Origin of the sequence: Photobacterium proteolyticum, from assembly GCF_001939735.1 — a bacterium.
Lineage (GTDB): Bacteria > Pseudomonadota > Gammaproteobacteria > Enterobacterales > Vibrionaceae > Photobacterium > Photobacterium proteolyticum.
Genome location: NZ_MJIL01000007.1, coordinates 1 through 1,172 on the forward strand (window position 1 = coordinate 1; position 1,172 = coordinate 1,172).

A 1,172-nucleotide genomic window follows, 5' to 3' on the forward strand; every position below is an offset into this window, starting at 1 on the left:
CTGAGAGCGCTTTGCGACTGTTTTATTTGAAGAGTTCATTGATAAGTCTCCAAAGTGTCAACTTATCTCAGGACGGCACAGGGCAACTAACACTAAGGCCCCAATTTTTTTGGGCTTTATTTTTGAGCCATGGCAAGCTGCAATGTGTCCAGATGTAGCATCGTTGATTGTGATTATATTTGATGAAAACGCTCCCACAACAGCGTCTGTTACAGTTGGCCACACAAATAGCTTACAGGGTTGCAGTACTGCAAATAGCCGTTGGCAGTCATCGTCGGCTTCCCTGGTATACCGGTATCAAAAAAGCGCTTGTCGGAGCTTTTTGGGGATACCTAGAGATCAGGCAATAGCGTCAATACCGTTCTTTTGCGCTAGGGCCAGCAGTTTGAGTGCCGCGCCCTTGGGATGGGAGGCGTTCTGCTCCCATTTCTGCACGAGCTTGGTACTGACATTGAGGTATTGTGCAAAAACCGACTGGCTGAGGTTGAAGCTCTCGCGCAAGGTTCTCACCTCTTCCCCGTTGTACTCATGCATTGGGGTTAAACACAGTGCGTCAAACTGGCGCAATGTGGTCTTGTCGATAGCGTCATGCTCATGCAGTTCGCTGACGGTTTCATGAACAGCCTTTAGGATATCACTCATGATACACTCACTTGTTGTCTACCTGGATTAGCAAACCTTTCTCAACCTGCTGTCTTACCCACTCCGGGGACTGGCTGAGATACAGCTTTGCAAGTTGCTTCAACGCTTTCTCTTCTTTGGCATCGATATTATCTTTCGCCCACTTTTCAAAGAGGTAGAGGAAAAAATACTGCTCACCCAGCCTCGCGCCGATTAGGGTGCGGTAACTGCCGGATTTCCCTTGGTCAGGCCGTGCGACCCTTTTCTTGTAGAGGTGCCCGCCATAATCGGCATCAATCAGGCCTGTGGCCATCTCAGCTCAGGAAGTGTATAAATCTGTGTCGGTCAACCCTGATTTTTTCAGAGCGCGTTGAAAGGTTTTTGTTTTGTATATGTCCATTGTTTGGCTTCTTGTTATTTTTATATAATCGTACCCTGTAGGGGGATATTGCGACGATTTATCTGACTGACTGCATATTCCGGAGTATTGCGACCCCTGATTCCGGGATTATCCGATCGCTCATTCCGGTTTAAACCGATCACCGATTCCG

General features: G+C 47.9%; 2 protein-coding genes. Both read right to left on the reverse strand.

What is annotated here, in order from left to right; translation table 11 throughout:
• Window positions 1-339: 339 nt before the first annotated feature.
• Complete coding sequence (locus BIT28_RS00045) at window positions 340-642, reverse strand: helix-turn-helix domain-containing protein (protein ID WP_075761604.1); 303 nt, start codon at window positions 640-642, stop codon at window positions 340-342.
• Window positions 643-649: 7 nt separating this feature from the next.
• Window positions 650-934: a type II toxin-antitoxin system RelE/ParE family toxin gene (locus BIT28_RS00050; protein WP_245823613.1), complete on the reverse strand. Its 285-nt coding sequence runs from the start codon at window positions 932-934 to the stop codon at window positions 650-652.
• Window positions 935-1,172 lie beyond the last annotated feature (238 nt).

What these genes read in the sequence shown, in the direction of transcription:
- BIT28_RS00045 (WP_075761604.1), bottom strand. Translation starts at nt 642, where the DNA reads ATGAGTGATATCCTAAAGGCTGTTCATGAAACCGTCAGCGAACTGCAT.
- BIT28_RS00050 (WP_245823613.1), bottom strand. Translation starts at nt 934, where the DNA reads ATGGCCACAGGCCTGATTGATGCCGATTATGGCGGGCACCTCTACAAG.